The sequence below is a fragment of the Sandaracinobacteroides saxicola genome (assembly GCF_014117445.1).
Classification (GTDB): domain Bacteria; phylum Pseudomonadota; class Alphaproteobacteria; order Sphingomonadales; family Sphingomonadaceae; genus Sandaracinobacteroides_A; species Sandaracinobacteroides_A saxicola.
This window is the reverse complement of sequence record NZ_CP059851.1, coordinates 2766996-2791612: the sequence shown is the minus strand read 5'-3', so window position 1 is coordinate 2791612 and position 24617 is coordinate 2766996. Positions and strand designations below refer to the sequence as shown.

Genomic DNA, 24617 nt, shown 5'->3' with positions numbered 1-24617 from the left:
TCATGTGGAAGCGACCGTCCGTCCGCTACGGCACGACACCCGAACCGGAAACACCCTACCAGCGCGCCGGTCAAGCTTGGGACGACCGCATCGGCTCCGCCCGTGTGCAAGCGCGCAACTGGCGCCTGATGGCGCTGGGCCAGCTTGCGCTTGTTGCTGGCCTCTCGGCCGCGCTCGTGTGGCAAGGCACACGCGGCACGGTGGTGCCCTGGATCGTCGAGGTCGATCGTTCGGGACGCGCCGTTGCCGTCGGCCCGGCCGAACAAGGGCATCGCGCCAGCGACCCGGAAATCGCCTGGCATCTGGCCCGGTTTATCGAGCAGGTTCGCTCCGTGCCGGTCGATCCCATCGTGCTGCGCCAGGACTGGCTCGGCGCCTATGACTTCACCACCGATCGCGGCGCCATTGCGCTCAACGACTATGCCCGGGTCAACGATCCGTTCTCGAGGGTGGGGAAGGAACAGATTGCGGTCGATGTCTCGAGCGTCATCCGTGCCTCGCCCGACAGCTTCCGTGTTGCCTGGTCCGAGCGGCGCTATGCGGAAGGCCAGCTCGCCGGGGCCGAGAGCTGGACCGCGATTCTGACGGTCGTGGTGCAGCCGCCGACCACCGCCGAAGCGCTCCGGAAAAACCCGCTCGGCATCTTCGTCCACGCCATCAACTGGTCGCGGGAGATGCGCCAATGACCCCCCTCCAAAACCCCCCGCAAGGTCTGCTGCTCGTTCTCATGCTGGCAACCGGCAGCGCGGTTCACGCTGAGCCTGCCCGCAATGTGGCTGTCGCCAACGCAGCGGCCCGCGTCCAGCCGGATCGCGCCGGCTACATCAATGCCATCCAACGGTTCGCCTATGCCGAAGGCTCGCTCTATCAGGTCTACACAGCCCCCGGACAGGTGACAGACATCGCGCTTGAACCGGGTGAACGGCTTGTCGGCCCCGGCCCGGTCGCCGCGGGCGACACCGCGCGCTGGATCATCGGCGACACAATCAGCGGCAGCGGACCGACCCTTCGCGTCCACATCCTCGTCAAACCGACACGCCCCGATCTTGCCACCAACCTCCTCATCAACACCGACCGCCGGACCTACCACATCGAGCTCCGCGCGATGTCGTCCACGTATATGGCTTCGGTCGCCTGGACCTATCCGCAGGACGCGCTCATCGCACTTGCCCGAAACTCTGAACGCGATGCTGCAACCGCGCCTGTGGCAGCAGGCCTCGACATCGAGCGGCTGAACTTCGGCTACCGCATCGATGGCAAGGCACCCTGGCGCCCGCTGCTGGCGTTCGACGACGGCACGCAAGCCTTCATCGCATTCCCGGCCGGCATCGCACAGGGCGAGATGCCGCCGCTGTTCGTGATCGGCGCCAATGGCAAGACCGCCGAGCTGGTCAACTACCGCGTGCGTGGCAGCCACATGATCGTTGACCGCCTGTTCGACACCGCCGAACTCCGCCTCGGCGGCAAGAAGCAGCAGCGCGTGCGGATCGTGCGCGAGCAGCCCCGATGACCCGCAACGACTGGACCGACGACACACCTGAGCCGGAGTTCCAGCAACCCCGGCGCAGCGAGGCCGAGATCGCCCGCGAATTGCGCCTGCGTGCGGACCCACCGAAGGTCATGCGCCTGTCGCGCAAGGCGCTCGCTATCGCCGGCGGGGTCGCAGCGACCGGCCTTGGTGCGGCATTCCTGCTGGCGCTTGAGCCCGCAGATCGCAAGGACGGACCGAGCGAACTCTACCCGACCGGTCGCGCCACGCCGGCGGAGGGCGTCGCATCGCTCCCCCGCGACTACACAGGCATCCCCAAGCTCGGCCCGCCCTTGCCGGGCGAGTTCGGCAAGCCCGTACTGCGCCGGTCGCAGGAAGCCGGCGAGCCGATACCGGGCAGACCTTATGCGGCCGACGGCACGTCGGCGTCACCGAGTCCGGCCGGTCCGACGTCTGAACAGCAGGCGCGTATGGCCGCAAGAACCTCGGGGCTTTTCTTCGGCAACAGCAGCGCTGCGCCGGCAACTGCGCCGGACCTGCAGGCAGACTCGACCGGAGAGGTGCCAAAGCCTGCTGAAACTGGTTCACTGGCGAACCCGAAAGCGGAGGCGGTCGTCCTGCTCGACAGCCCGGCCACCCCAACCCCGCCCTCTGAAGCGCAAAACACTCTGCGTGCGGGAACCATCATCCCTGCAGCCCTCGTCACCGGCATCCAGTCTGATCTCCCCGGTTTAGTTATTGCACAGGTCACGGAACCCGTCCGCGACAGCCTCACCGGCTCCCATGTCGTGATACCGCAAGGGGCCCGCCTGATCGGCACCTACGACAGCGAACTAGCCGCCGGCCAGACCCGTCTGCTCCTGGCCTGGACCCGGCTTCTACTGCCCGACGGCCGGTCCATCGATCTCGGCCGCACGCCCGCCGCCGACGCGACAGGCCAGGCCGGCCTGAGCGACAAGGTCGACAACCACTGGGGCAGCACGGCGAAAGCCGCATTGATCTCGACCATTCTCAGCATCGGCGCCCAATCCGGCACTTCCGGAGATGAAAGCGACCTCGCCCGCGCCCTCCGCGACGGTGCATCCGACAGCATCAGCCGCACGGGCAGGCAGATCGTCGAGCGCGAATTGTCTCGAAGGCCGACGATCACGGTGCGAGCCGGCTCCCCAGTGCTAGCGATCATATCGAAAGATTTGCCGTTCCAATAAATGCAAGCTCATCGAAAATGATTTCGGGTGCGGTCGATTACGCAGCGCTTACGTGCAGAACCAAGGCGACAATTCGCCCAGGCGGATTTTCCGCAAAACATTGAAAAATTTGGTGGACGCACTAGGGCTCGAACCTAGGACCCGCTGATTAAGAGTCAGCTGCTCTACCAACTGAGCTATGCGTCCATCCCGTCGGGAGGCGGCGCATTAGCGAATGGTGGGCGCGCTGTCCACCCCTTCGTTCATTCCAGCGGCTCGCGTTTCTGCCGGTTCATGCCCAAGAGGATGCCCATCAGGATCAGCACGGTCATCATCGCGCTCCCCCCCCAGCTCACCAGCGGCAACGGAATGCCCACCACCGGCGCCAGACCCATCACCATCGCCACATTGATCAGCACATAGAAGAACAGCGTCATCGACAGTCCGCCCGCCACCAGCCGCACGAACATCGTCTCGGCGCGCATTGCCACCCGCAGGCCCCAGTTCAGCACGATGCCGAACGCCAGAAGCAGCAGCGCGCCGCCCACCAGCCCCCATTCCTCCGCCATCGTCGCGAACACGAAATCGGTATGCTGTTCCGGCAGATATTCCAGATGGCTCTGCGTGCCCTGCAGAAAACCCTTCCCCGTCAGCCCGCCTGAGCCGATGGCAATTTTCGATTGCGTGATATGGTATCCGCTGCCCAGCGGATCGCTTTCCGGATCCAGGAAGATCAGCACGCGCCGTTTCTGGTAATCGTGCAGCAGGTTGAACACCACCGGCAGCGCCGCCACCAACGCCGCGCCCGGCCCGAAAATCCAGCGCAGCGGCAACCCGCCCAGGAACATGACCGAAAGCCCCCCCGCCACGATCATCAGCGCGGTGCCCAGATCGGGTTGCAGCATCACCAGCGCCGCCGGCACCGCGATCATCGCCAGCGGTGGCCACATGCCCGCCAGCCGGCCAACATAGCCGCGCGGCAGGTAATGGTAGAATCGTGCCAGTGCCAGGATGATCGCCAGCTTCATGAACTCGGATGGCTGCAACCGGATGAAGCCCAGATCGAGCCAGCGCTGCGAGCCGCCGCTGATCGCGCCCAGTGCCTCCACCCCCACCAGCGCCGCCAGCACGATGGCGTAGATCGGATAGGCGAAACGCAGCCACAACCGCGCGTCCACCTGGCTCAGCATCAGCATCGCCAGCAGCAGCACGGCAAAACGCGTACCTTGCGCGCTGGCCCAGGGCCGCATGCTGCCGCCGGCCGCCGAATAGAGCACCACCAGCCCGAACCCGCCGATCGCCACGATCAGCAGGATGATGCCCCAGGGCAGCGCCAGGATGCGTTGCGGCCAGCGCGCATTCAGCAACATCAGCCCGGCCCTCCCGCGCGATCCTCGTCGTCATCGGGCGCTGCCGATGTTGCCGCCGCTGCGGCGGCCGCCGCCTCCGCCGCGCGCGCGGCGGCCCGGGCCTTGCGCTCCCGCTCCGTAATGGTTGCGGCGAGGTCCTTCTCCGCCCGCTCCCGGTCGAATAGGAAGGTCAGCACATCGCGCGCCAGCGGTGCCGCGGCGCCGGCGCCGCTGCCGCCATGCTCCGCCACCACGCTGATGGCATAGCGCGGCGCATCCGCCGGCGCGAAGCCGATGAACAGCGCGTGGTCGCGCAGCTTCCACGGCAACGCCTCGTTGCGGATCACCCCGCGCCGCCGCTCCGCCGCCGTGATGCGCCGCACCTGTGCCGTACCGGTCTTCCCGCCCATCGCCACGTCCGCCAGCCGCAGCCGGCTGGCGCGCGCGGTGCCGCCCGGACCGTTCACCACATCGAACATGCCCTGCCGCACCACCGCCAGCTGGTCGGCGGGCAGCGGCAGCGGTTCGAACGCCACCGCCGGGGCATCCGCCAGAAGGCGCGGCAGCACCATCATGCCGCTCGCCAGCCGCGCCGTCATCACCGCCAGTTGCAACGGGTTCACCTGCACATCGCCCTGCCCGATGCAGCTGTTCAGCGTTTCCGCCGCCGTCCAGGGCTTGCCGAAACGTTGCAGCTTCCACGCCTCATCAGGAATGGTGCCCCGCCGCTGGCTCGGCATCGGCAGCTCGAACCGCTGCCCCAGCCCCATGGTCCGCGCCATCGCCGCCACCGCGTCGTTGCCGATCCGCCGCGCCATCGTATAGAAATACACGTTGCAGCTTTTGGCGATCGCCCGCCGCATGTCCACCACGCCGTGCCGGCCGTGGCAGTGCCAGGTGTTGCTGCCCATGCGGTATCGCCCGTTGCACACCACGCTGTCGCTTGGCGGCACACCCGCGCCCAGCGCCGCCAGCGCCGTCACCGGCTTATAGGTGGATCCTGGCACATAGAGCCCCTGCAGGCTCTTGTTCAACAGCGGCTTGTGATCGCTTGCCTGCAACGCCTTCCACAATGCCGACGGGATGCGGTTGGAAAAGACGTTGGGATCGAACGCCGGGTTGGACAACAGGCATTTGATGTCGCCGGTCTGGCAGTCGATCACCACGATGCTGGCGCTGCCATCCCCCACGCGGGCGGCGGCGTGCGCCTGCAGGCCGCGATCAAGTGTCAGCCGCACCGCCTTCCCCGGCGTGTCCGGCCGGGTGTCCAGGTCGCGAATGATGCGCCCCCGCGCGTTCACCTCCACCCGCCGCGCCCCGGCCTCGCCGCGCAGCACCGGCTCCAGCGCCTTCTCCACCCCGTCCTTGCCGATGCGAAAGCCCGGGAACAGCAGCAGCGCGTCACGGCTTTCGCGGAACTGCTCGGCGGTCGGCGGCCCGACATAGCCCAGCACATGGCCGAAGGCGCTGCCCTGCGGATAGGATCGCACGAAGCTGCGCACCGGCTGCAACCCTGCCATGTCGGCCAGCCGCAGGTTCAGCGCGGCATAGGCTTCCCAGCCGATGTCCGTCGCCACCGACACCGGCACGCTCTTGGGCCGCGCCGCGATGTCGGTATTGATGCGCGCCCGATCCTCCGCGGCCAGCGGCACAATGGCGCCGATGGTCGCCAGCGCGGCCTCGATATCCCCCGCCAGCGCCGGGATCAGCTCCACGCCATAGGCTGGGCGGTTCTCGGCCAGCGGCAGCCCGGCAGCATCGACGATCCACCCCCGCCGCGGCGGGATCAGCCGCAGGTCGACCCGGTTCGCCTCCGACGCCAGCGCATATTTCTCATTCTCGGCCAGCGCCAGCCACGCCATGCGCCCGGTCAGCAGCACCCCCGCCGCCACCTGCACGCCGCCCAGGAACAGCGCCCGGCGGGTGAAGGTACGCTTCGCCTCGGCGTCGCCCGCCATCGCCTCAGCTCCGGATCAGGCGACGTTGCAGCCGTTCGACCAGCCACACCGCCAGCGGATAGGCAAGGATGCTGGTGCCCGCCTGCGCCAGCAGCAGCAACGGCGCCACCGGCCGGTTCACCAGCGCCAGCAGGCCCCAGCTGAGCAGCTGGAAGCCGATGATCAGCAGCGCCGCGAACAACCAGTCGAGCAGCAGCGAATGCGCGTCCATCATCGTGTCCGACAGCGGCACCGCCACCACGGCCAGCGCGAACAGCGTGGCATTCAGCCCCAGCGGCGCGCCGGTGACCGCATCCAGCAGCAGCCCCAGCAGGAAGGCCAGCCAGGACGGCAGCAGCGACGGCATCACCCACAGCCAGCAGATCAGCAGCAGCAGCGGCAGGTTGGGCAGGATGCTCAGCGGCAGCGGCAGCGGCGCCGACATCAGCAGCGCCGCCAGCGCGATGCTGAGGGTCGGCAAGGCGCGCGGCAGGCGGTCGGAAAGCCGCACCGGGCTGTCCACGCCGGTCATCGCGTGGTCGCCGTGGCAGCCGGTGCCATCGGCGTCGTGACGGCAGGTGGCGTTGGCGGGGGCGGAGCGAGATCGGTTTCCGCCACCGCCGGCGCCGCCGCCACCACTTTCGGCGGCGCCAGCCACGGTGCCTCGATGCTCACCTGCCCCAGGCCGTTCGGGTTGGCCGCCGGGCGCACCCGCGGCGGGTTGCTGCCGACATCCACGATCACCCCCACCGGCACGTCGGGCGGGAACAGGCCGCCATCGCCGCTGGTCACCAGCCGGTCACCCACCATCAGCCGGTCGGTCGCCGATTGTCCGTCGAAGGAAAACTCCAGCAGGGTCCTCCCCGTCCCCGCCGCCAGCCCCGTCCAGCCGGTCCGCACCACCTTCACCGGCACGCGGGAGGCCGCGTCGGTCAGCAGCAGGATCCGTGCCGCGCCCTCGCCCACGTCGATCACCCGGCCGGCAAGGCCGGTCGCCGCCACCACCGGCATGCCCGGCCGCACCCCCTGGCGCAGCCCGGCGCTGACCACCGCGGTGCGCGCCACCGCGCCGGCGCCGGCGGCGGAGACATCGGCGCTTGCCACCAGCCGGCGGGTTTCGCGTCGCATCTTCAGCAGCGCCGCCAGCCGTGCCTTCTCCGTCCGGTCCGCCGCCGCCGCCGCAAGCTCCGCCTCCAGGCGGGCAATGCGTTCATTGGCATCGCGCAACCGGTCCACCGTGCGCCAATGTTCGGCGATGTTGCCGGCGGCGGCGTTCAGCCCGTCCAGCGGCGCGCTCACCACCCGCCATACCGGCGCCACCACATCCAGCGCGCCGCCCCGCAGCCGCGCGCCGATTTCCGGGTTCACCCGCTCCATCAGCAGCAGCAGCAGGCCAAAGGCGATGACCACGCCGGTCAGCAGCGCACCGATCAGCGCCAGATTGCTGTCCCGCCGGGCAAAGCTGCTGCGCCGTCCACGCCCGCCAAAACTGTCATTCGGCCAGGCCACGTCCGCTCACCCCAGCCGCTCAGGAGGTCATCAGCACCTTGCGGTACACCGGATCTTCCAGCGCGCGGCCGGTTCCCAGCGCCACACAGGTCAGCGGATCCTCCGCGATCGTCACCGGCAGGCCGGTCGCCTCGCGCAGCGCCTCGTCGATGCCGCCCAGCAGGGAGCCGCCGCCGGTCATCACGATGCCCTGGTCGACGATGTCCGCCGCCAGCTCCGGCGCGGTATTTTCGAGCGCCATGCGGACGCTCTCCACGATCGCGCTCACCGGCTCGGACAGCGCCTCGCCGATCTGGCCCTGGTTGATGGTGATCTCCTTCGGCACGCCGTTCACCAGGTCGCGGCCCTTGATCTCGATGGTGCGCCCAACGCCATCGGCCGGCGCGCGCGCGGTGCCGACCTCCTTATTGATGCGCTCCGCGGTCGCATCGCCGATCAGCAGGTTATGGTTGCGGCGGACATAGTTGATGATTGCCTCGTCCATCTTGTCGCCGCCCACCCGCACGCTGGTGGTATAGGCAAGGCCGTGCAGGCTCAGCACCGCCACCTCCGTGGTGCCGCCGCCGATGTCCACCACCATGCTGCCGATCGGCTCGGTCACCGGCATGCCGGCGCCAATCGCCGCCGCCATCGGCTCCAGGATCAGATAGACCTGGCTCGCGCCGGCATTGCTCGCCGCGTCGCGGATGGCGCGGCGTTCGACGGGCGTGGAGCCGCTCGGCACGCAGATGACGATCTCGGGAAAGCTGCGCAGCCGCGACTGGCCGTGCACCTTGTCGATGAAATACTGGATCATCTTCTCGGCCACGTCGATGTCGGCGATCACGCCGTCGCGCAGCGGCCGGATCGCCTCCACATTGCCGGGGGTCTTGCCCATCATCAGCTTGGCGTCATTGCCCACCGCCTTCACCTGGCGGCGGCCGTTCACCGTCTCCATCGCCACCACCGACGGTTCGTTGAGCACGATGCCACGCCCGCGCACATAGACCAGCGTGTTCGCGGTCCCCAGGTCGATGGCCATGTCCTGGCTCAGAAAGCCGAAAATCTTGCTGAAAAAACTCAACGCCGCGACCCTATCCTGCGTTATGGGGAATCAGGCGCGGCATAGGGCTGGCGCTCCGTTTCAGCAAGTCTTGCAACCGTCATCATGCCGATCCGCCGCCTTCCCAGCCACCTTATCGACCGCATCGCCGCAGGCGAGGTCGTCGAGCGCCCGGCAAGCGCGGTCAAGGAGCTGGTGGAGAACAGCCTCGATGCCGGGGCGCGGCGCATCCGCGTGGAGCTGACGGGCGGCGGCACGACCCGCATCCTCGTCGCCGACGACGGCCAGGGCATGGACCCCGCCGAGCTGCGGTTGGCGGTGGAACGCCACGCCACCTCGAAACTGCCGGGCGACGACCTGCTGGCCATCCACAGCTTCGGCTTCCGCGGCGAGGCACTGCCCAGCATCGCCTCGGTCGCCCGTCTCACATTGGAAAGCCGGCCCCCGCGGGCGGAAAGTGGCTGGCGGCTGGTGGTGGACAATGGCAGCATGGCCGAGGACGCGCCCGCCGCTGTCCCGCCCGGCACCCGCATCAGCGTGGACGGCCTGTTCGCCCGCGTCCCCGCCCGCCTCAAGTTCCTGAAAAGCGAGCGCAGCGAAGTCGCCGCCGTCATCGATACAGTGCGGCGCCTCGCCATGGCGCATCCGATGGTCGCCTTCGAACTGCTGCACGATGGCCGCCGGCTGCTGCATGCCGCCGCCGCGCCCGACCTCCCCGCCCGCGTGCTCGACCTGTTGGCGACGCGCGACGCGGTCGCCGTCGATTTCGCCCGCGATGGCCTCGCGCTCGGTGGCCTCGCCGGGCTGCCGGCGGCCAGTCGCGGCATCGCCGACCACCAATATCTGTTCGTCAACGGCCGGCCCGTGAAGGACCGGCTGCTGTCAGGCGCGGTGCGCGGTGCCTATGCCGACCTGCTGGCGCGCGACCGCCACCCGGTCGTTGCGCTGTTCCTGACCTGCGACAGCAGCTTCGTCGACGTCAATGTCCACCCCGCCAAGACCGAGGTCCGCTTTGCCGACGCAGCCGCCGTCCGCGCCCTCATCGTCTCGGCGCTGCGCCGCGCCCTCGACGCCGCCGGCGTCCGCCCGGTTGCGCTGACCACGATTGCCGCATTGCACGCCTTGCAACGAAGTACGCTGGGCGACAGGGATGCCGCAAGCACCGAACCGGCTCTCCCCCGGCACGGGGGAGCGACTCACGGCAACGCCGTGAGCGGAGGGGGCCAGCAATCCACCGCGCCCTACGCCACCTCCTCCCCTGCATTCACAAACGTCGCCGACCTCGCCCTCGGCTTCGACCTCGTGCCCCAGGGCCGCCCGCTTACCGAACCCCCACCCGCCGCGCCACCGCAGCGCTATCCCCTCGGCCTCGCCCGCGGCCAGGTCGCCAACACCTATATCGTCGCCGAGGCGGATGACGGTCTCATCCTCGTCGACCAGCACGCCGCGCACGAACGCCTCGTCCTCGAATCGCTGCGCGCCCATGAGGCCGCGCCCGCCTCGCAAAGCCTGCTGATGCCCGAGGTCATCAGCCTCGACGAACCCGCCGCCGACCGGCTCGAAGCGCACGCGGACACGCTCGCCGCGCTCGGCCTGACGCTTGAACGTTTCGGCCACACCGACATCCTCGTCCGCGCCGTCCCCGCCGCCCTCGCCGGCGCCGACCTCGGCGCATTGCTCACCGACCTCGCCGACGACCTGCTCGCCCACGGCGCACCGCTGGCGCTCCGGGAGCGCCTCGACCATGTCGCCGCCACCATGGCCTGCCACGGCAGCGTCCGCGCCGGCCGCGCCCTCAGCCTTGCTGAAATGAATGCCCTGCTCCGCCAGATGGAGGCCACGCCGCACAGCGGCACCTGCAACCACGGCCGCCCCACCTGGATCAAACTGGCGAAGGGGGATCTGGAAAAGCTGTTTGGGCGGCGTTAGCGTGGCTGCTTAGCGTAGCCGCACGCTTACACTGATATAGCCACACGCTGAGATTTCTTGTCCTGCCGCATGCCACGAATTGTCAGAGATGCACGAGCATTATAATATGTTTGAAAATGAATCGACGGACGGGAGCAGGACGTGGATCACGAAAAAGGCATCACCAATGCGCGTGCACGCTATTTTGATCCTGAATCAGTATCTTTTTTTCGCTCTAGTGCAAACAGGCGCAAGCGTCAGACATATTGGGCTGGATTTCTCTCCGGTGTTTTGGCTTCCAAACGTTTGGAAGACGAAGAAATACCATCTTTGATCGCCGAAGCCTCTCATTTTGCTGAATTTTTCAACGACCCAGATGCTCGCGATTTGTCTGAAGATCTTAATCATCTATGCTTTGAATCTAGAGAAGATGTTTTGGAACAAATACAAGAAATTATTAATTCGACCATGTCAACAGTGATGAGCGAGCAGCAGATTGAATCGATTGACGAGGTCAATGAGTTTTTGGGTTTTTGCGCAGGTATAGCATGTGACGGCAGATTGCATCCAAAAGAAATCGATGCTATCGTCACCAGATTTAATGAATCTGAAGTCATTGAACAACATCCGATATTTGAGAATCTGAAATATTCCGTTTTCAGATCTATGCAAGATGGAAAACTAACTGAAGCAGAAATTAATGAAATATTGGAATGGCTTGTTAAGTTAACTGGTGATGGTTATTCAGACACAGGTATATCATCCATTGGAAAGGTCATTGATTTACCTCAAATGATTGTTGAAGCAAACAATATAAATTTTGCGCAGTCCTGCTTTGTGTTGACCGGTCCCTTGAGAATGGGTCCAAGATCGTACATTGTTAGCTCCATTGAGAAATGCGGAGGGATTTTTCACGCGAACATCTCAAAGAAAACACAGTATCTTATAGTGGCAGGAAACGCTTCACCCGATTGGGCTGCCACACACTATGGCAGGAAAATCGAAAAAGTTCTTGAATATCGGTCTAAGGGGGTTAAAATAAGCTTTGTTAGTGAATATGCTTTCGAAGAAGCGTTGAGATCTATGTTGAAATCGGCAGATCAACACTAAACCTTGCATTCTATCGCATCATAATCGAACAATCCCAGCGCCTCCTCGTCCTGCATCGGCCCGCGGCCCAGGCTGGCCGGATCCTCGCCCTGAAAGGCCATGCCGATCATCCGGCTCTGCGCCTGCACCATCGTCGTCCGCTCCCGCCGCGCCGCCTCATAACGCGCCAGCGCCTCCTGCACCGGAAAGCCCGCCAGGCAGCGTGCCAGCACCATGCCATCCTCGATCGCCGTCCCCGCCCCCTGCCCCAGGAAGGGCAGCATGGCGTGCGCCGCATCGCCCAGCAGCGTCACCCTGCCGCGCACCCAATCGTCCAGCGGCGCCCGGGCGTGCAATGCCCATTTGAACAACTGGCCCTCCGCGGTCGCACCGATGATCGCCGGCACCAGCGCGTCCCAGTCGCCGAAATGCTCCAGCAGTTCGGCGACCGTCGAGCGGATCGACCAGCTGTCGTCCCGCCACCCGTCCATCGCCACAAACGCCGCATAGTTGACCAGGCTGCCGCCGCGCACCGGATAGCGCATGAACAGCTTCCCCGGCCCGACATGGATGCCCGGCGAATGCGCGCGGTGCGCCACCGGCAGCGCGTCCGCCGGCACGATGCCGCGCCACGCCACCTGTCCGGTGAAATGCGGCGGTGGCTCCGTCGGCCACAGCGCCGCGCGCACCGCCGAGCGCACACCATCCGCCCCCACCACCGCGTCGAACGGCCCCAGCCTCCGGCCGTCGGCCAATGTCACCGTGCCATCACGCCCCGCGCGCGCCACCGCCTGCCCCAGCCGGATCGCCCCCGGCGCTGCCGCCGCCACCGCCGCCGCCAGCACGCCATGCAGGTCGGCACGGTGCAGGTGGACATAGGGAAAGCCGTGCCGCGACAGCATCTCCGCCCCGCGCGCTGTTGTCCGCACCACCGCGCCGCTCTGCCAATGCTGCGTCACCTGCGTCCCCGGCACCACCGCCAGTGGTGCAAGGCGCTCGCCCAGCCCCAGATGCGCCATCACCCGGCTGCTGTTCGGGGACAGGGTGATGCCCGCACCCACCTCCCCCAGCGCCGGCGCCTGCTCCAGCACCGTTACGCCCACGCCCTGCCGCGCCAGCGCCAGTGCGCAGGTGAGCCCGCCCAGCCCCGCGCCGACGATACAGACCTCAGTCATGGCGCGGATATTTGCCCAGTGTGAACAGCAGCAGCGGCGCCAGCGCGAACAGCCCGGCGCATACCAGCAATACGCCATCATAGCTGCCGGTCGAATCGAACATCGCCCCGAACACCGGCGGCGCGATGCCCGCCGGCAGCAGCAACGCGATGCCCATCAGGCTATAGAGCGTGCCATAGCGCTTCATGCCAAAATATCGTGCGATCAGGAATGCCGCCAGGTCGAACTCCGCCCCCGCCGCCAGCCCCACGAACGCCGCGGCGATGCCGGTCGCCAGCCCGTGTGGCAGGCTGTCCCCCAGCAGCAGCAGGCAGCTGACCGCCGGCAGCGCCAGGAACGCCGCGCCCACGCCGGGCGCCCAGAAGCGGTCGAACAGCATCCCCGCCACCACCCGCCCCACAATCACCATGCCGCCGGTGATCGAGGCATAGAGCGCCGCCTCTTCCCGCGTCATGCCGCGGTCGGTCAGCAGCGGGATCAGGTTGGGAATGATACCGCCAACGCCGAAGGTGACCGCCGTGAACACCAGCACCATCACCCAGAAGCGCCGCCCGCGCAGCACCGCCCCCACGTCCATCCCCGGCAGGCTCAGCACGCCCTTGACCGCCGCCCGCACCGGCTCCCGATAGAGCGCGAAGGCGACCGGCACTCCCACCAGCAGCACCGCCCCCGCCAGCACCTGATAGCCCACCCGCCAGCCATGCTCCGCCACGATCGGCGTCATCAGCACCGGCGCCAGGAAGCCGGCGAACCCCGTGCCCATCAGTGTCAGCCCCAGCGCCGTGCCGCGCCCGTCGCTGAACGCCGCCGCCACACCCCGCGTCCAGGTCGCCGGCGCCGTGCCCGCGCCCAGCGCCCCCAGCAGCGCCCAGCACAACCCCCAGCCGAGCGCGCTTGCCGGCGCGAAGCTGACGATCAGGAACCCCGCCGCCAGTCCGAACTGGCTGATGATCCCCACCCGCCGCGCCCCCAGCCGGTCAATGCCCACGCCCCACAGCCAGCCGACCACCACCATCGCCCCGACCATCGCGGTAAAGCCCGCCTGCACGGTCGAGCGCTCCCAACCGAATTCCGCCGACACGGGCTTCACAAACACCCCCAGCGTGTAGAAGGGCAGGGCGGATATCCCCAGCATCAGGCACAGCGCGCCCGCCACCACCAGCTTGCCGCCGCCCGCCTTCGCCTCGCCCAGAAACCCCGCCATCCCCGTCTCCCGTCTTTTCGCCAGCTAGGCTCTTTGCACCGTCCTGCGGCAAGACGTGCTGCATGTCATCCACCACGCGGTCAGTTTCCCCGCCGCCGGCAAGCGTCCTGGCGCGGCGCCGTAGGAGCCATCATCGCAGGAGACGCCGATGAAACGCATCGCCGAACAGGGCCATCATGCCGCGCTGGTCATGGGCGACCATGACGACCGGGCGCGGCAGGACTTCGCTTTCACGCTCCGCAACCATGTCACCAGCCACCTGATGCCGGCGAACCGCCTGGTGTTCGACAAGCGCGCCGGCCCGGCCCATGCCCGCGCCACCGGCACCGCGCTCGCCGACCCCAAAGCCATCCGCGCTGCCATGAACGCCGACAGCTGGTATCGCTTCTACACCTCGGCGCGCCGCAGCAGCCAGGAACTGCTCTGGGCCAGCGTCATTCCGGCGGTTGCGGCCAACACCGCCGAACCCGCTGCCGCCACGCTCGGCAGCCTCACGCTCGATCCCCACCTCATCCCGCCCCGCTATGTCGATGCCATCGACATCCACTGCATGCCCGGCGGCTACACCGCCGACAGGGGAGACGGCGACCTGGCCGCCGGCGCCGTCTATGACCGCGGCGTCTATCTCTACATGTCCGGCCTCATGGGCGCCTACAATGACGCCGTCGGGCAGTTGGCGGTCGGCTGGCTGCGCCGCGAGCGTCCGGATTTCGCGCCGGCGCGCATCCTGGACATCGGCTGCGCCGTCGGCCACGCCACGCTCCCCTGGTGCGATGCCTTCCCCTCTGCCGAGGTGCACGGCATCGATGTCGGCGCCGCACTGCTGCGCTATGCCCATGCCCGGGCCGGCAGCCTGGGCAAGGCCGTGCATTTCACCCAGGCCAATGCGGAAAGCACCCCCTTCCCCGATGGCCATTTCGACCTCGTCACCAGCAGCATCGTGCTGCACGAGACCTCGACGCGGGGCCTGCCCGCGATCCTGCGCGAATGCCACCGGGTGCTGAAGCCGGGCGGCCTCATGCTGCACGTCGATCAGCCGAAGTTCGACGACAGCGACCCTTGGGCCACCTTCCTGCAAGAGAATGAGACCTGGTACAACAACGAGCCCTTCTGGCGGCAGTATCGCCGCATCGACCTCGCCGCCCTGGCTGCCGACTGCGGCTTCGCCCCGGCCGACATCATCGAGGACACGCTCGTCGCCGATGTCGTCCGCCAGTCGCAGAACAACAGCGCCATCGACGCCGCGAAGAAAAAGGGCTTCGGGCTGATTGCGGCGGTGAAGCGGTGAGAGCCGTCCCCGACACCGTGCGCGGCCAGCGCCCGGCCTTCCACGACCAGCCGAGCATCGACCGGCTGGTCGCGATGGTGCTGGCGCTCACCAGCGAGGTCAGCGTGCTCTCTGACCGCGTTCGCACACTGGAACAACTCGGCATCGCTGCCGGTTGGCTTGCCGCTGATGCGGTGGACAGCCACCGCCCCGACCTCCCCGAGCGCGAGGCCCGCGAAGCCCGCCGTGAAGCGCTCCTCAACCGCGTGTTCGCCATCCTGCGCGAAGAACTCGCCGACCTCGCCGAGGGCGACAGCCAAAGCGCCTATTGGCAGACTATCGACAGCATCGAAAAAGGCCAGGTGTAGCAACCCTGCCAAGCTCCTCCCTCCCCTTGTGGGAGGGGTGTCAGCGCAGCTGACGGAGAGGGCCGGCCCGCCAAACCGCCGCCGCCGTTACCACCGCATTCAGCACGCCGACGATGATGAACGGCGACGCTGGCCCATAATGGTCGAACGCCCAGCCCCCCACCCCGCCGATGATCAAAATCCCCACCGCGCCGAAGAAGTTGAACAGGCCAATGACGGCGCCGCGCTCACCCTCGGGCGCCGCCTTGCCGATCAGCGTCTGCGCTCCCAGCACGGCGGCGATCTGCCCCACGCCAAGGGCGGCAAAAAACGGTATCGCCGCCGGTTCCAGCGGCGCATCGACGAACCCCATCCCCAGATAGCCCAGCGCCCCCAGCCCCATGGTGATCGCCAGCATCCGCGTCCGCTGCACGCGGTCCAGCACGAAGATCAGCGCCAGCGGCGCCAGCAGCGCTGCGGACTGCGCGATGATGAAGGGCAGTTGCCCGGCCTTCAGCGCGTCGGCCGGCGCCATTCCCGCCTGCACCGCCGCCATCTTGCCCCAGGCCACGGTGAAAATCCCCACGATCGCCAGATCGCCGCGCGCCACGAACGCCGCCGCATAGGCGAGCACTATGTCCGGCTCGGCGCGACCCGCGGCAAGGCCCCGCCGCAGCGTCTCCCGAAAGGGCAATCGCGCCGCCGCCGCAGGGGTTCCACGCTTCAGCCCCAGCCACAGCATCAGCGCCACGCCCGCACACAACAGCGCCGCGATGCCCGTGGTCAGCTCGGCGGCGACATAGGGATCGCTGCCGCGCGCCACGAACAGCGCCGGCAACCGCCCGAGCAGCAGCGCGATCATCACCACGCCCAGCCCGTTCAGGATGCCGCCGATTGCCGCCAACTTGCCGCGGTCGCGTTCGACCGCATAGTCCGCCAGCAGCGTGCCATACATGCCGGTCGCCGCACCGATCCCCAGCGCATAGAGCGCCCGCACCGCGCTGAAGCTGGTCAGGCTGTCCATGTGCGGAAACAGCGCATAGGCGATCGCCATCGCCAGGAAGCCGGCGGCATAGATCACTCGCCGGCCGTAACGATCCGCCAGCACGCCCAACGGGCCGTAGGCCGCGATCAGCACGATCTCGTTGACGATGGTCAGCTGCCCCAACGCCCGCCCCTGCGCCGCTTCGGGCAGCCCCAGCGTCTGCGTCAGCAGATAAGGGGTCAGCACCGCCATCCCGGTCACCAGGCCAATCGTCGCGAAGGCCGCCGCCATCAGCGTCCACATGTTCAGGCGGCTGACGCCGTCCTCCGGCATCACCGGGCCGAATTTTCGCGCCATTCTTCCCCCTGCCGGTTGCTCCGGCCTATCGTCCGATCGAATGAATGGCCATGCCGTGCGCCCGCAGCCACTTGCGCGCCTCCACTGGCCGCCCGGCGGACAGTCGCGCGCTCAATTCCTCCGCCAGCGCCCAAAAATCCGCGCCATGGTTCGGGTGCCGCAGATGCGCCACCTCATGCGCCACGATGCTGCGCCGCACCCAGCCCGGCATCAGGATCAGCCGCCAGCTGTAGCGGATGTTGCCCTTCGTCGAGCAGCTGCCCCAGCGCCGCGCAGCATCCCCCACGCCGACCGCGCTGACGGTGCCGCCCATCGTCGCCGCCAGGCCGCGCGTTTCCGCCTCCAGCACCCGCAGCGCCTCCGCCTTCAGCCAGCGCAGGGCCCGCGCCGCGAAGGCGTCCGCGCTGCCGCCCACCAGCAGCCGCTCCCCCTCCCGCCACGTCAGCCGGCCGCCACCCGGGTACAGTGTCAGCGTGCCATCGCCGAATGGGATGACCGATCCCGGCAGCAGCCCGCCCGGCGCGTCGTCCCAGCCGGCAAGCTGCTTCGCCAGCCAGTCCTGCTGCGCCTGCACAAAGGCCAGCCCGTCCTTTTCACGTGCCCGCAGGGGCAGGGTCAGCCGCACCGACCGCGTCACCGGACACAGCCGCAGCCCGATCCGCCGCGCGCGCGCCGAACGTTGCAGCTTCAACGGCCAGAGCCGACCATGAACGGAAATCATCGCCACCGTGGCAGCATAGGCCGCGATGGCCGCCCCCTCAATCGGCGTCGTTCGCCGTGAACCGGTCCAGATAGCGCCGCGTGATCCGCTCCACCGGCATCACCACGAACACGTCCACCGTGTTGAACTGCCTGTCGACGAAGGCGCCGTCGCCGACCATTGCCCCCACCCGCAGATAGCCTTTCACCAGCGGCGGCAACGCGCGGCTGGCGGCGCGCGGGTCATAGCGGTCGGCCGGGATCCGGTCCATCGGCACATGGTCCAGCGCCCGCGCCCGCAGCTCGGGGGGGGCCAGGTGGTGGTGGTAGAGATAGCTCAGCTCCACCGCGTGCGCCGCCGGCTCGGTGCCGTGCAGGCTGGCGCAGCCGAACATGTGGCTGATCCCGTGCGTCTGAAGATAGCTGGCGATGCCGCGCCACAGCAGGCTGATGGTCGCATTGTTGCGATATTCCGGCGCCACGCAGCTGCGCCCCAGCTCCAGCAGCTGGCCGCCCTCCGCGCTGGTTTTCAACAGCGGCGTCAGGTCATATTCGCCGGCCGAGTAGAACCCCCGGTGCATCGCCGCCACCACCTGCCGCAGCATGCGATAGGTGCCCACCACATGCGGCTTGCCATCCAGGCCATGGTCGATCACCAGCAGATGGTCGCAGACGCTGTCATAATCGTCGATGTCGCGCCGTGCGCGGGCCATCGCCGGCGTCGGCTCGGCCCCCATCTCGTCATAGAAAATGCGATAGCGCAGGGCCTGCGCCGCGGCGATTTCCTCTTCGGAGGTCGCAACCCGGACGTCCAGCTGCCCGGCACGATGGATGAACGGCGCCGCCGCCAACACGTGCGCCGACACGGCGGTTGAGCCAAGCATCTGAAAAGCCATCGAAACCCGTCCTGCGACCTGCCTTTATGACGGCTATAACCGACTTTTGTGACAATTGGGAGGGGTCAACGGGCAGTCGCCTGAAAGGCGCAAGGCCGATCGACCGTCGGCGCCGATGTGCCGTGCTCTGGCGGTTATCTACAGCCGCGCCTCCCGCGCGGCGCGGTCCACCTCATCGACAATCCCCGCCTTCATCATCCAGGCGAACAGCGCCACACCGGGCAGCGCGAGCAGCGTTGTCAGCAGGTAGAAGTTCACATAACCCAGCGCCTCGATCATCGCGCCCGAGGTCGTACCGCTGAGGAACCGCCCCAGGATCGACGCCGCCGCCGACAGCAGCGCGAACTGCGTCGCGGTAAAGCGCAGGTTGCACAGCGCCGACAGATAGGCGACCACCGCCACGCCGCCGACACCGCTGGCGAAATTCTCGAACCCCACCGCCGCCGCCATCACCCACACGTCATGCCCGGCGAGCGCCAGCCCGGCGAAACTGAGGTTCGACACTGCCATCAGCACCAGCGAAATGAACACCGAGCGCTTGATGCCCAGCCGCGCATAGAGGATGCCGCCGACGAAAATCCCCACCAGCAGCGCCACCTGCCCGATGGCGACATCGTAGAACGCCACCTCCGGCTTGGTGAAACCAAGATCGTTGAACAGCAGCCGCAGTGTCAGGTTGGCCAGCGTATCCCCCACCTTGTGCACCAGGATGAACAGCAGCACGATCCAGGCGCCATGGCGCGTCAGGAAATCCCTGAGCGGCTCGACCACCGAGGCGATCACGCCGCCCGTCGCCGCCGCCCGCCGGTCCGCCGGCTCCCCCAGCAGAAAGGCCGCGGCCACCGCCGGCAGCGCGAAGATCACGGTGGCGGCATAGGCCGCGCTCCACCCCGCCGCGGTTGCCACCAGCAGCGCCACGGTCGATGCCGCCCAGTTGCCGATGCGCCAGCCATATTGGCTCATGCCGCTGCCCACGCCCAGCTGCTCGGGCGCCAGCGTCTCGATGCGATAGGCATCGATGATGATGTCGAACGTCGCCCCCATGAACGCCACCGCCAGCGTCGCCGCCACCATGGTATAGATGCCGCCGAACGGCAGGCTGAAATGATATTCACCCCCCATTATCCGCAGCACCCGGGTGTAGCGCGTGATCGCGCCATTGGGATCGACGCTGCCCAGCCACAGCACCGCCGCCATCGCGCCGACGGCAACAACGATCAGCCACATCCGCCGCTGCCCCAGCGTGGCGCTGCCCGGCAGCCGCACCCGGTCCACCAGCGGCGCCCACAGGAATTTGAAGTTATAGAGGAGGAACGCCAGCGCGAACGCCGTCACCGTCTTCTTCTCGATCCCCGCCTCGGCCAGCCGCGTCGTCAGCGTCGCCGCGATCATCGTGAAGGGAAAGCCCGAGGAGATGCCCAGCAGCAGCGCCCCCATCGGCGCACGTTTCAGATAGGGCCCGAGCGCGACGGAAAAAGCATTCATGCCCCTCTGCTATGCGCCTTTCCCCAGCCCGGCAAGCACCGGCGAGCGCGTCGCCCATTCCGGCCAGTCCGATGAGCAGAACCGCACGTGGCTATCTTGCCGCGACAGCAGCAACCGTCGCCGCCGTCCGCTGTTGTCGAACAGCAGCAACCGCTGCGCCAGCGGCGCGACAAGGTCGAGATTGGCGAGGCTGCGCTCGAACCGGCGCTTCAAATCGCTGATGGGAACATCATGTCCACCAGTGGCAACGCGAACCCGCACCCTGAACATCGAAAGCTCCAGGTCATCCAATCCGACATAGACCAAACCAACGCGATATCCCGCATCGATGGCCGAAAGCATCAGCTGCCGTTCGCCGGCACCTGTCAGCGTTGTCTCGATCACAAAAGCGGCTCGCGTCGCCAGAAGCTGCCGCCGCTGCTCAATGGCGATCCGCCCTGCCTGCAACTCCCGCCGGGCGCCGGCCGACGATGGCAGCGAGAGCGCAATGATGTCAGGATTCACCAGCGGCAGTCGCCCCCTTCGGAAACGTTCCACCAGGGTTGATTTTCCGGCACCATTAGGCCCGGCCACAATCCACAATCGCGGCGACACGGCAGCCGTCAGAGGTGCCGGACCAGAACTTCGCCGATATCGGTTGCCCGCACGACCTCGCGGCGACCATTCGGATATTCCTTGACGATGCCGTCCGAAGCGATCGACTGGTCGCGGTAATAAATCGCAATCCCCGCCGCCAGCAAGGCTTCTGCCGCCGCGCCATCGTCCTCGGTCTCGAACAGGTCGCCCAGTTCGTCATCCTGTTCCGCCGCCGGCGGTTTCGCGCGCGTCGCCATGTGCAACCTTTAGCCGAACATCTGCCCGCTGGCCATAGAGCCGCTTGCCCCGCCGCGCCAACGCGCGCATTCTGACGCCGATGAACGCGCCCTTTCCCCTGTCCGCTCGCCGCCCCACGCCGGCACAGCTCGCGCTTGCGGACTCCTGCCGCACCGCCACCATCCGCCCCCCTGCCACCGCCACACTGCCCGCCAGCCACTACACCTGTCCGGATCGCTTTGCCGCCGAGAAGACCCGCCTGTTCCACCGCCTGCCCAACGTCATCGCCCCTTCCGCGCTGCTGCCCGCCAACAGCGCAGTCACGCATGACGGCTTCGGCGTCCCGCTGCTCCTCACGCGCGACCGCGCCGGCACCGTGCGCGCCTTCCACAATGTCTGCCGCCACCGCGGCACGCGCCTGCTCGACAGCACCGAGGTCAGCACCGGCCCGCGCATCATCTGTCCCTACCACGCCTGGGCCTATGGGCTGGACGGCGCACTGGGCGCCATCCCCCGCGCGGACACCTTCCCCGGGATCGAAAAATCCAGCCGCGGCCTGATCCCGGTGGAAGCCGTGGAGGCCGGCGGGCTCATTTGGGCCGCCCTCAGCCCGGGCGCCGACTTCAGCCTGGCCACCGGCCCCCTGGGCGATGATTTCACTGCGCTCGGGTTGCAGGACATGCACCTCTACGCCCGCCGCACCCACAGCGTCGCCGCCAACTGGAAGCTGATCATGGACGCCTTCCTCGAAAGTTACCATGTCCAGCGCCTGCACAGCGGCAGCATCGCGCGCTTCTTCCAGGATGGCATCACCAGCGGCGACAGCGTCGGCCCGCACATGCGCAGCGCGGTCGCGCGCGTCGGCGGCCTCGACGGCATCGACATGACCGACTGGGCGGAACTGCGCCGCATCGTCACCTACGCCTATCAACTGCTGCCGGGCACGGTGGTGGTCGCCAGCCCGGATTATGTGAACATCATGACCCTGATGCCGCAGGCGGTCGACCACACCCTGGTCGAGGATTTCATGCTCATTCCCGAGCCGCCGAAGGACGAAAAGGCCGAAGCGCACTGGGCGAAAAGCTGGGCGCTCCTCGATGGCCAGGTGTTCGGCACCGAGGATTTCGGCGCGGCAGAACTCGGCCAGCGGGGCCTCTCCTCCGGTGCCGTCGATCACCTGCTGCTCGGCAGCCTCGAACTCGGCCTGAAGGCCTTCCACGATACCGTCGATGGAATCATCGCATCAATGTCGAACAGGATTATCGCATGAAGCTCGCGCTTGCCGTCGCCCTGCTGCTTGCCGCTCCGGTCCACGCCGCCCCCGGCGATGCCGCGCAGGCCAAGGAGATGCTGAAACGCGGCATCGCCTTCGACACGGTAAAGGGCCGCGGCAAGGTCCCCGCCTATGCCGATTATCTGAAAACCGCGCTGGTCGCGGGCGGGTTTGCCGCATCGGACGTCGCCATCGACCGCCACGGCGAAACCGCCACCCTGCACCTGGTCTGGCGCGGCAGCGGCAAGAAGCGCCCCTTCGCCATCACCGGCCACATGGACGTGGTGGAGGCGAATCCGAAGGACTGGGTACGCGACCCGTTCACGCCGATCGAGGAGGACGGCTTCGTCTTCGGGCGCGGTTCGCACGACAACAAGTTCGACGTCACCATGGCGATCAACGCGCTGATCGCGCTCAAATCATCCGGCTTCAAACCCAACCGCGACATCCACCTCTTCCTGTCGGGCGACGAGGAGACCGACTGGAAGACCACCGAAATCCAGGCCCGCGCCGCCAAGGCCGCCGGCGTCGAGTTCATGCTCAACACCGACAATGGCGGCGGCACGCTCGATGAAAATCTGAAGCCTGTCGCCTACAACATCTCCGCAGCGGAAAAGACCTACGCCGATTTCAAGGCGGTGGTCACCAACCCCGGCGGCCACAGCAGCCTCCCCACCTGGCCCAACGCCATCGCGCAGCTCGCCGCCGCCGCGGTGAAGATCGATGCCTACCGCTTCGCGCCGCAGATCAACGAGATCACCCGCGCCTCGCTGACCGCCGAGGGCCGCAAACGCGGCGGCAGGACCGGCGCCGCGATGCTCGCCTTCGTCGCCAACCCGGCCGACCCGGCCGCCATCGCCACACTGCGCGCCGACCCCTGGCTGATCGGCCAGATCAGCACCACCTGCATCCCCACCATGGTCAGCGCCGGCCATGCCGAAAATGCCCTGCCGCAACGCGCCACCATGAACATCAACTGCCGCATCTTTCCCGGTGTTCCGGTCGATGCCGTCCGCGCCGAGCTGGAAAAGGTCGTCGCCGACCCCGCCGTGAAAATCGGCACCGACACCGTCTGGCTCTCCAGTCCCGCCTCGCCGCTTCGTGCCGACGTGATGGCCGCTGTCGCAAAGGCGCTCGCCGCCACCCGCCCCGGTCTCACCGCCGTCCCCGCGATGGATGCCGGCGCCAGCGACAGCGTCTGGTACCGCGCGCTGGGCATCCCCAGCTTCGGCACCGGCGGGCTGTTCGTGCGCGAGAATGAGGTGTTCATCCACGGCCTCAACGAGCGGGTCCGCGTCGCCTCGATCGCACCCGCCGTGGACCATTGGCGGGTGCTGATCAGCGAGCTGGCGCGCTGATCAGAACGCCGTCGGCGCCGCCGACACGGTCACGAACCCGGTCGGCGCCACCTGCTGCACTTCCAGGCCCCGTTCCGCCACATTGCCGCGAAAGCGGAAAATGCCGTCGATCCCGGAAAAACCCTGCGGATCGGTCAGCACCGCCTGCGGGAACGACGCCCCCACCGGCCAGCGCGCCCCGGCGCTCACCGCCAGCAGCATCGCGTCATAGGCGAGGCTGGACAGCCGCGACGGCGTGCCGCCGAACCGCTCGCGATAGCGCGTCGCCAGTCCGCCGAAGCGCGCATCCGGCACCGCCGCGAACAACGCCCCACGCAGCCCCGGCACCCGCGCCAGCGCCGGCTCGGTGTTCCACAGCTCCGTCCCCATCAGCACGATGTTCGAACCGCTGGCCCCATATTGTGCCAGCGGGGTGGTGAAGGCGCCCGCCACCGTCCCCGAATCGCCGATCATCAGTGCCTGGAACGCCACCGGCGGCAGCCGGCTGGCCACTGGAGCGATCGTGCCATCGGGCCGCGTCAGCGCCACAGAGGCCTTCTTCAACCGCGCCTCATAATCGGTCACCGCCCGCGCCGCCGCCACCAGCTTGCGGCTGTCCCGCTCGAAATTGCGGATGGCGACGACGCGCCCGCCACTCGCCTGTACGGCGCGCGTGAACGCCACCGAGGCGCGCTGGCCATAGATCCCCACCGGCATCAGCGCGGCGAACCGTTCCACGCCGCGTCCGCGAACGAAATTCACCACCCGCGTCACCGATTGCGCCGGCTGGAACCCCAGCACATAGACATCGTCGCCCGCCAGCGCGGCGTCGTTGGAAAAGCTCAGCAGTGGAATGTTGCGCGCCGCCGTCACGCCCCGCACCGCCGCCACATCATTCGACAGCAGCGGTCCCAGGATCAGCGTCGCGCCGTCCGCCATCGCCCGCTGCGCCGCCGCCGCCGCACCGGGCGCCGTGTCATAGCTTTTCAGCACGATGCCCGTCGCCTTGGTGTCCGCCAGCGCCAGCGCCGCTGCATTGGCCAGGCTCTGCCCGACCGCGGCGTTGGTGCCCGACAATGGCACCAGCACGGCGATCCGGTTCACCGGCTTTGGCGCTTCCGGCTTCGGCGCTTCCGGCACCACCACCGGTGGCGCCGGCGGCGCGGTCTCCACCCGCGGGGTGCGCGCGCAACCCGCCAGGGCCAGTGCGCCGGCCAGCATCGCGATGAAAACGGGGTGGCGGCGCGCCGGGCGCGGGGCCATAGACAT

General features: G+C 67.8%; 23 protein-coding genes and 1 tRNA gene. 9 read left to right on the top strand and 15 right to left on the bottom strand.

The genetic code is table 11. The annotated features are described in order from the left end of the window. The first annotated feature begins 2 nt into the window (after positions 1-2). Genes trbF through H3309_RS14045 form a run of 3 tightly spaced genes read left to right on the top strand, consistent with a single transcriptional unit; the run spans position 3 to position 2697 of the window. Positions 3-686, top strand: a complete 684-nt coding sequence (trbF, locus tag H3309_RS14055; protein ID WP_182295357.1) for a conjugal transfer protein TrbF — start codon at positions 3-5, stop codon at positions 684-686. Beyond that, complete coding sequence (gene trbG / locus H3309_RS14050) at positions 569-1510, top strand: P-type conjugative transfer protein TrbG (protein WP_398400326.1); 942 nt, start codon at positions 569-571, stop codon at positions 1508-1510. The genes trbF and trbG overlap by 118 nt, the downstream gene beginning before the upstream one ends. After that, complete coding sequence (locus tag H3309_RS14045) at positions 1507-2697, top strand: TrbI/VirB10 family protein (RefSeq protein WP_182295353.1); 1191 nt, start codon at positions 1507-1509, stop codon at positions 2695-2697. The genes trbG and H3309_RS14045 overlap by 4 nt, the downstream gene beginning before the upstream one ends. Before the next feature lie 110 nt (positions 2698-2807). Here H3309_RS14045 and H3309_RS14040 read toward each other — a convergent pair. The 6 genes from H3309_RS14040 to H3309_RS14015 form a co-directional block, all read right to left on the bottom strand. Further along, a tRNA-Lys gene (locus H3309_RS14040) sits at positions 2808-2883 on the bottom strand. Positions 2884-2939: 56 nt separating this feature from the next. Next, the gene (gene rodA / locus H3309_RS14035) at positions 2940-4046 is read right to left on the bottom strand and encodes a rod shape-determining protein RodA (protein ID WP_182295351.1); all 1107 of its coding nucleotides are present in this window, start codon (positions 4044-4046) and stop codon (positions 2940-2942) included. Next, entirely contained in the window at positions 4046-5983 is a 1938-nt protein-coding gene (mrdA, locus tag H3309_RS14030) for a penicillin-binding protein 2 (RefSeq protein WP_182295349.1), read from the bottom strand. Before mrdA ends, rodA begins: the two co-directional genes overlap by 1 nt. Positions 5984-5987: 4 nt before the next feature. Beyond that, positions 5988-6494 carry a rod shape-determining protein MreD gene (mreD, locus tag H3309_RS14025; protein WP_182295347.1) on the bottom strand — a complete coding sequence of 169 codons (507 nt, stop codon included), beginning with the start codon at positions 6492-6494 and terminating at the stop codon, positions 5988-5990. Next, positions 6491-7471 (bottom strand): rod shape-determining protein MreC, encoded by a 981-nt coding sequence (mreC, locus tag H3309_RS14020; RefSeq protein ID WP_182295344.1) that lies wholly within the window; start codon positions 7469-7471, stop codon positions 6491-6493. Before mreC ends, mreD begins: the two co-directional genes overlap by 4 nt. A 19-nt stretch (positions 7472-7490) precedes the next feature. Continuing rightward, positions 7491-8534 carry a rod shape-determining protein gene (locus tag H3309_RS14015; RefSeq protein ID WP_317983327.1) on the bottom strand — a complete coding sequence of 348 codons (1044 nt, stop codon included), beginning with the start codon at positions 8532-8534 and terminating at the stop codon, positions 7491-7493. Positions 8535-8618: 84 nt separating this feature from the next. Between H3309_RS14015 and mutL the strand changes: the two genes are divergently transcribed. Continuing rightward, a complete protein-coding gene (gene mutL / locus H3309_RS14010) occupies positions 8619-10442 on the top strand; it encodes a DNA mismatch repair endonuclease MutL (RefSeq protein WP_182295342.1) in 1824 nt (607 codons plus the stop codon). Positions 10443-10583: 141 nt separating this feature from the next. After that, positions 10584-11531: a BRCT domain-containing protein gene (locus H3309_RS14005; RefSeq protein WP_182295340.1), complete on the top strand. Its 948-nt coding sequence runs from the start codon at positions 10584-10586 to the stop codon at positions 11529-11531. Here the strand turns inward: H3309_RS14005 and H3309_RS14000 are convergent. Beyond that, positions 11528-12685: an FAD-dependent monooxygenase gene (locus H3309_RS14000; protein ID WP_182295338.1), complete on the bottom strand. Its 1158-nt coding sequence runs from the start codon at positions 12683-12685 to the stop codon at positions 11528-11530. The two genes, H3309_RS14005 and H3309_RS14000, sit on opposite strands and share 4 nt — an antisense overlap. Continuing rightward, entirely contained in the window at positions 12678-13889 is a 1212-nt protein-coding gene (locus H3309_RS13995) for an MFS transporter (protein WP_182295336.1), read from the bottom strand. The genes H3309_RS14000 and H3309_RS13995 overlap by 8 nt, the downstream gene beginning before the upstream one ends. A gap of 148 nt (positions 13890-14037) precedes the next feature. On the opposite strand from H3309_RS13995, the gene H3309_RS13990 reads away from it, so the two are divergent. Both H3309_RS13990 and H3309_RS13985 read left to right on the top strand, forming a co-directional pair. After that, a complete protein-coding gene (locus H3309_RS13990) occupies positions 14038-15177 on the top strand; it encodes a class I SAM-dependent methyltransferase (RefSeq protein WP_182295334.1) in 1140 nt (379 codons plus the stop codon). A gap of 17 nt (positions 15178-15194) precedes the next feature. After that, a complete protein-coding gene (locus H3309_RS13985) occupies positions 15195-15524 on the top strand; it encodes a hypothetical protein (protein ID WP_182295332.1) in 330 nt (109 codons plus the stop codon). 40 nt (positions 15525-15564) lie between these two features. Here H3309_RS13985 and H3309_RS13980 read toward each other — a convergent pair whose 3' ends face one another. The 6 genes from H3309_RS13980 to H3309_RS13955 all read right to left on the bottom strand — a co-directional run bounded on the left by H3309_RS13980 (position 15565) and on the right by H3309_RS13955 (position 20758). Next, positions 15565-16845 carry an MFS transporter gene (locus tag H3309_RS13980; protein ID WP_182295331.1) on the bottom strand — a complete coding sequence of 427 codons (1281 nt, stop codon included), beginning with the start codon at positions 16843-16845 and terminating at the stop codon, positions 15565-15567. Positions 16846-16870: 25 nt separating this feature from the next. Next, positions 16871-17566, bottom strand: a complete 696-nt coding sequence (locus tag H3309_RS13975; protein ID WP_182298786.1) for a M48 family metallopeptidase — start codon at positions 17564-17566, stop codon at positions 16871-16873. 37 nt (positions 17567-17603) lie between these two features. Next, positions 17604-18410: a GNAT family N-acetyltransferase gene (locus H3309_RS13970; protein ID WP_243453739.1), complete on the bottom strand. Its 807-nt coding sequence runs from the start codon at positions 18408-18410 to the stop codon at positions 17604-17606. Positions 18411-18578: 168 nt separating this feature from the next. Continuing rightward, on the bottom strand, positions 18579-19925 hold the full coding sequence (locus H3309_RS13965; RefSeq protein ID WP_182295328.1) for an MFS transporter: 1347 nt from the start codon (positions 19923-19925) through the stop codon (positions 18579-18581). Between the two features lie 9 nt (positions 19926-19934). Further along, the gene (locus H3309_RS13960; RefSeq protein ID WP_243453738.1) at positions 19935-20462 is read right to left on the bottom strand and encodes a zeta toxin family protein; all 528 of its coding nucleotides are present in this window, start codon (positions 20460-20462) and stop codon (positions 19935-19937) included. A gap of 65 nt (positions 20463-20527) precedes the next feature. Beyond that, complete coding sequence (locus H3309_RS13955; protein WP_207791511.1) at positions 20528-20758, bottom strand: hypothetical protein; 231 nt, start codon at positions 20756-20758, stop codon at positions 20528-20530. A gap of 80 nt (positions 20759-20838) precedes the next feature. Between H3309_RS13955 and H3309_RS13950 the strand changes: the two genes are divergently transcribed. Together H3309_RS13950 and H3309_RS13945 are read left to right on the top strand one after the other, a co-directional pair. Continuing rightward, positions 20839-22008: an aromatic ring-hydroxylating oxygenase subunit alpha gene (locus H3309_RS13950; RefSeq protein ID WP_182295327.1), complete on the top strand. Its 1170-nt coding sequence runs from the start codon at positions 20839-20841 to the stop codon at positions 22006-22008. Beyond that, on the top strand, positions 22005-23369 hold the full coding sequence (locus H3309_RS13945) for a M20/M25/M40 family metallo-hydrolase (protein WP_182295325.1): 1365 nt from the start codon (positions 22005-22007) through the stop codon (positions 23367-23369). Before H3309_RS13950 ends, H3309_RS13945 begins: the two co-directional genes overlap by 4 nt. Here H3309_RS13945 and H3309_RS13940 read toward each other — a convergent pair whose 3' ends face one another. Then, positions 23370-24617: a penicillin-binding protein activator gene (locus tag H3309_RS13940; protein WP_182295323.1), complete on the bottom strand. Its 1248-nt coding sequence runs from the start codon at positions 24615-24617 to the stop codon at positions 23370-23372.

Coding starts and splice junctions, on each gene's coding strand:
- H3309_RS14045 (WP_182295353.1), top strand. CDS start 1,507: ATGACCCGCAACGACTGGACCGACGACACACCTGAGCCGGAGTTCCAG.
- H3309_RS13945 (WP_182295325.1), top strand. CDS start 22,005: ATGAAGCTCGCGCTTGCCGTCGCCCTGCTGCTTGCCGCTCCGGTCCAC.
- H3309_RS13940 (WP_182295323.1), bottom strand. CDS start 24,617: ATGTCTATGGCCCCGCGCCCGGCGCGCCGCCACCCCGTTTTCATCGCG.
- mreD (WP_182295347.1), bottom strand. CDS start 6,494: ATGACCGGCGTGGACAGCCCGGTGCGGCTTTCCGACCGCCTGCCGCGC.
- H3309_RS13990 (WP_182295334.1), top strand. CDS start 14,038: ATGAAACGCATCGCCGAACAGGGCCATCATGCCGCGCTGGTCATGGGC.
- rodA (WP_182295351.1), bottom strand. CDS start 4,046: ATGTTGCTGAATGCGCGCTGGCCGCAACGCATCCTGGCGCTGCCCTGG.
- H3309_RS13965 (WP_182295328.1), bottom strand. CDS start 19,925: ATGAATGCTTTTTCCGTCGCGCTCGGGCCCTATCTGAAACGTGCGCCG.
- mrdA (WP_182295349.1), bottom strand. CDS start 5,983: ATGGCGGGCGACGCCGAGGCGAAGCGTACCTTCACCCGCCGGGCGCTG.
- mutL (WP_182295342.1), top strand. CDS start 8,619: ATGCCGATCCGCCGCCTTCCCAGCCACCTTATCGACCGCATCGCCGCA.
- H3309_RS13950 (WP_182295327.1), top strand. CDS start 20,839: ATGAACGCGCCCTTTCCCCTGTCCGCTCGCCGCCCCACGCCGGCACAG.
- H3309_RS13955 (WP_207791511.1), bottom strand. CDS start 20,758: ATGGCGACGCGCGCGAAACCGCCGGCGGCGGAACAGGATGACGAACTG.
- H3309_RS13975 (WP_182298786.1), bottom strand. CDS start 17,566: ATGATTTCCGTTCATGGTCGGCTCTGGCCGTTGAAGCTGCAACGTTCG.
- H3309_RS13980 (WP_182295331.1), bottom strand. CDS start 16,845: ATGGCGCGAAAATTCGGCCCGGTGATGCCGGAGGACGGCGTCAGCCGC.
- H3309_RS13995 (WP_182295336.1), bottom strand. CDS start 13,889: ATGGCGGGGTTTCTGGGCGAGGCGAAGGCGGGCGGCGGCAAGCTGGTG.
- H3309_RS14000 (WP_182295338.1), bottom strand. CDS start 12,685: ATGACTGAGGTCTGTATCGTCGGCGCGGGGCTGGGCGGGCTCACCTGC.
- trbF (WP_182295357.1), top strand. CDS start 3: ATGTGGAAGCGACCGTCCGTCCGCTACGGCACGACACCCGAACCGGAA.